The organism is Phocaeicola sp. GP0067 (assembly GCF_031119655.1).
In the GTDB taxonomy this organism is placed as follows: domain Bacteria; phylum Bacteroidota; class Bacteroidia; order Bacteroidales; family Bacteroidaceae; genus Phocaeicola; species Phocaeicola vulgatus.
Genome location: NZ_JAVHZY010000053.1, coordinates 1 through 4,796 on the forward strand (window position 1 = coordinate 1; position 4,796 = coordinate 4,796).

A 4,796-nucleotide genomic window follows, 5' to 3' on the forward strand; every position below is an offset into this window, starting at 1 on the left:
GATAGAGCTTTTTTCTTATATAGACTTGCTAAATTATATGCTTAAATATAAAATCCCTCAGATTGTTACGTTGACCCGAAGTAACCTTGTTATAAATCCGTTGATAGAACGGCAAGGGGGAAACTTTTTCCTTATATAGACTTGCTAAATTATATGCTTAAATACAAAATCCCTCAGGTTGTTACGTTGACTCGCCATGGAACAAGCCAACGAAAGTTTACGCTATGAAATTTCCAAGCGTGACAAAAGCATTGATGACTTAAAAGTTCAGATGCAACAAATACAGGAGCAGCATAGCAGACAAATTCGTAATCTTCAAGGAATACATAATCAAGAACTTGAAGCCAAAGACAAGGAAATTTCACGATTGAATATCATTCTCGAAAAAGCATTCTGCTGGTTCCCATTGCTCAAAGAAATGCTGAGAATGGAAAAATTATGTTATGTCATTGGCTTTACCAAAGGGATGGTTGATTCTCTTTTATACAAAAGGGAAGCAATCAGGTGCAGCGGAAAAATCTATTCCGAAGAGTATAGACGGAGATTTGAAACAAAAAATGCCACTTTCAAAATTGAGCAAAGTCCGGTTGATGGGCACAAGTTGATGCTGACCATAAATCGACAGCCAATAGGTGAATGGTTCAAGGAACAATGGGAAAAATTAAAGCAAGGCTTATATAACTCAGTACAGACAGATAAAAGAAGCAGAGGATTCAAAATGTAATCCGATAGTATTTGATTGGAATTCAATAAAATTCACTATCTTTGCAAGCGGATGGAGAGAACTCTGTCCAAGACATATTATATTTAGAAAGAAGCGTTATGCGCATCTTGTAATTTTGAGAACGTAGGAAATTTTCAAAAGAATGTACAAGGATGGCATAGTGGTTCTCACGCTATAGCGTGGGCTGTTATTGTTATATCTGTACATTCGGGTTTCCTACGACCTTCAAAATTGAGACGTGACATTGCAGCTCCACGCTTCGTGGTTTAATTAGACTTGGTTCAGGAACGGAATCATAAGAGAAAATCGTATGAAAGAACTGGCTTATTCGTACATTGAATTTGGAGAAGAATATTGGTGGGCGTTTCTTATTATTTGGCTTCTGTGGATTATCGTAGCTCACATTCCCAACTTTATAGATTTCCACTATGCGGACATCATTATCCCTAGTATCCTTCTGGCAATTTGGGGTATATTAAAACTGCTTGTGGCTTTCAGTGTTATATAAATCGTTAATCATCAATCAAATATATACATCTATAAAATTCAATAAGTACTTTTATTTGTCTGCTGCACTTGCTTTTGCTCTTTGCTCTTGCAGCGATGACGATGAAACTGAAGGCGATTTTACGCCTACTGTCTTCAACGTAATGGGTAAAGTTGAAAAAGGTCCGATGATTCGTGGCTCTCATGTAGACATGCGAACTTTGGATGAGTACATGACCCCTACTGGAAACTTTTATTCTGCTACCATCGACAACAACTTGGGTGATTTCAATTATGGCGCACTCAAGATTAACAGCCCGTATGCCCAATTGACAGCAGACGGCTATTTTTTTAATGAAGTGGACGGTGAATTGTCAGAAGGAACTATCAAGCTGGATGCTATTGTGGACTTAAAAGACAATAGTACTATCAATGTCAATGTATTAACTCACTTGAAAAGTAAGCGCATCCATCATTTGATTACTACCAAAGGCATGACATTCAAGGAAGCTAACGCACAAGCCCAAAAGGAGTTGCTTACCCAATTCGGATTACAGCAATACGCCTCTAAAGATGCAAGCCAATTTTCAATTACTTCCGGTGATGACGCTTCCGGTGCATTAATAGCCATATCATCATTGGTACTAACTGATAAATCTGATGCGGAAATTGTAGAGTTTTTATCCATTCTAAGCAATGAGTTCGGCACAGAAGGTACTTTTAGCCAAGAAACAAAGAAAAGAATACAATCCGGTAAGAACTACCTGAATGCAAGATTGGATAGAATTTCTGAAAACATAAAGAATCGCTACCAAGAGTTGGGATTAGAAGTTAAAGTCAAAGACCTGGCTTATTATTTTGACTGGGACAATGATGGTATTGCCGGAAATGAACTGGATGATTCCGAATCTGTTACACTCAGCACAACTGAAGTAAACGCTTCGAAAGAAGGAGGCGAATATACCATTACCATTGAATCTAACAAGCCTTATTATTTAAATCCGCCTTCTTTTGATTCTGACTCTGATTCTGGTCTTCAAGAATTACCCCAAGACAATGTCACAGAAGAAGAATACTTTGGGGGATTATATGAACCTGGTGCAAACATACCAACTCCATCAATCAAGTTTGATAAAGCCATCGAAAATAATGTCATTACCGTAAGAATAGAGCCTGCACAGTTCAAAGAAGATTTATCCACCACCTTTAGGGTCTATAACGCAAGAGGCAAGGTTGCCGCTACTGTGACTATCAAACAACAGGGAGACAAGAACTATTGGGTTAAACACGACCCCGTCAGATTAGGAGAACAGGGAGAAAGTGCTGTATTATATATAATGAGTGTTATGAGAGATGCCGTATCTGGGCAACTTAATTTGCAAAATAATTATATTCATCAGGAAGACTTTAAAGAAGCAGTTCCTTTCTACCCTTATGATGATAAAATTGAAAAAACATGGGGAAATTACTATAGTGCAATCAACCGGTGGCTCACGATTAGAGATGTTGATGCAAACCAACTGAATTGTTACCAGTCGTTCATCAATACACATCTGGCTTTGGCATACTATCAGTTATCATCTCGCTGGAGTGGTGTACCTTTTATAATGGAACGTCAAAACGCCCCCTTTATTTCCATACCACGAACAGATGAAGCTGAAGTTCTTTCAAAAGTGGAGAAGATACTGGTTGATGCTATGAGTGACTTGGATGAACATCGTTACGATGCTTTCCAAGATGCTAACAGCATGCTTTTTGTTTCTAAGGATGTAGCAAGAACATTGCTTGCCTTTGTCTATTGTAATCAAAAGAAATTCGACAAGGCACTGCCGCTTTTGGAAGAAGTCATCAAAAGAGGTGATTATCACTTGGAATATTCACAAGCGACAGAATATAATAACAATGCGGAATGCATTCTTGGCTATCATATACAGACAAGAAGCGGAGAAGCGTGTCATCCTTGCCTTGATTACAAAGATGTGATACTAACAGCTGCTGAATGTCTATATCATACAGGAAACACTCCTAAGGCTAAAGAATACATCAATCAAGTATGCGAGCATAAGAATCTCACAGTTGACCAATCAGATGTTCAGAAAGCCATTGCTTCACTGCATTACCAGATAAACTCACCCAGCTATATGAATTTCATCAGAAGGAACGGATTGGGTGAATCCTTTATGGGACTAAGCCATGACAACCTTTATCAGCTTTTATGGCCTATCCCCAGCAGTGAAATGAATTTAAATCCACAAATGACACAAAATCCGGGATATTAATCCCAGCATATGACGAAAGCCCTGCTGTTTACTGTGGGGCTTTCTTATTGCTAAAAAAGCAAAATAACGACAAGAATAAAGGATGAATCTCATCCTAAAAGAAAACTACCAAGTTTTACGCCAATTAATGTAAAGTTGAGTGTTTATTTTAAAATTTACCGATTCTCAGCATTTGTAGCCCCCCTAAATCATAAAGTCGCCCCTTTCTTTTACGAAGCCTTAAATCGCTGAATCTCCAAAGATAGTAGATTCTTTAATATCCCGCCTAAAGCCCAAGAAAGACTTATTGGCTGCTTCGTGTTGACATTGGCGTGAAGAAAATATGTATTCTCGCTTATTCTTTTTAAACATTTTAACAATCTAAAAAGATGATAACCAAATTGAAAGCCCGTAGTTCGTCAGCAAACGAACTGTTCTGCCGTTATCATAGGTGTGCATAAAAAACAATAACCCTGAGGTTTGCTTGTTCAGCAGGGACAACAGGGTCTTACGTTTGCAAATATAGGCATTAATTTCTATATTTGCAAGAGAAAATTCATTTTTAAACTTATATCAAATGAAATATGACGAATGTTTGCAAGTACTTTCCCCTGCAAGATTAAATAAATACGCACAAGCAAGTGGCAATGAAAAAGCCAAGACCTTGCGTCTATACCAATATAACATCAAGTTGAGCCAACGTTTTTATAGGGTTATCGGTATGTTTGAGATAATGCTACGTAATGCCATAAACACTCACTACAAACAATATTTCAATGATGATAATTGGATAATCAACCAAGCAAGACCCAATGGATTACTTGAACAGGAAGCTTCCGAAATAGTACACATACAGCGCACTTATACCAATATGGGGGTGTACAACAACGATAAGATGGTAGCTTCCTTTACATTTGGTTTCTGGACTTATCTGTTTACAAGACGCAATTACCGCATAGGAGGAAAAACACTTCTTCAAATATTCCCCAACAAAGCGCATGGCTTAAAACAAACAGACATCTACAAACAATTGACCGCCATCCGTGAATTTCGTAACAGAATAGCACATCATGAACCTATCTGCTTCAACGCTACACGTGCGATAGATACAAAATATGCCAAAGAGCATTATGAGTTAATACGAACCTATATAGAATATATGGGATTTGATTCGGATTCTGTATTGCGAATGGTAGAAAAGCCCGATTCTATACTAAAAGTAATAGATGGCATGAAGTAAACGCCCATCTTTGGGGTCAGCGGATTTTCCGGGTTGGCAAGCTTTCTTTTAAGCGTATAGCCTAGCCAGTCTGAACATGAAGAACTTC

3 protein-coding genes and 1 pseudogene are annotated in these 4,796 nt (G+C 38.0%); all 4 read left to right on the forward strand.

Features of this window, described 5'->3' with window-relative positions; translation table 11 throughout:
- Positions 1–196 precede the first annotated feature (196 nt).
- Positions 197–724: pseudogene (locus RE317_RS20760) on the forward strand (mobilization protein); the annotation flags it as partial.
- 310 nt (positions 725–1,034) lie between these two features.
- On the forward strand, positions 1,035–1,232 hold the full coding sequence (locus RE317_RS20765; RefSeq protein WP_008668441.1) for a hypothetical protein: 198 nt from the start codon (positions 1,035–1,037) through the stop codon (positions 1,230–1,232).
- A 55-nt stretch (positions 1,233–1,287) separates the two neighbouring features.
- The gene (locus RE317_RS20770; RefSeq protein WP_008668442.1) at positions 1,288–3,489 is read left to right on the forward strand and encodes a RagB/SusD family nutrient uptake outer membrane protein; all 2,202 of its coding nucleotides are present in this window, start codon (positions 1,288–1,290) and stop codon (positions 3,487–3,489) included.
- Positions 3,490–4,045: 556 nt separating this feature from the next.
- A complete protein-coding gene (locus RE317_RS20775) occupies positions 4,046–4,708 on the forward strand; it encodes an Abi family protein (RefSeq protein WP_008668443.1) in 663 nt (220 codons plus the stop codon).
- Positions 4,709–4,796: the final 88 nt, after the last annotated feature.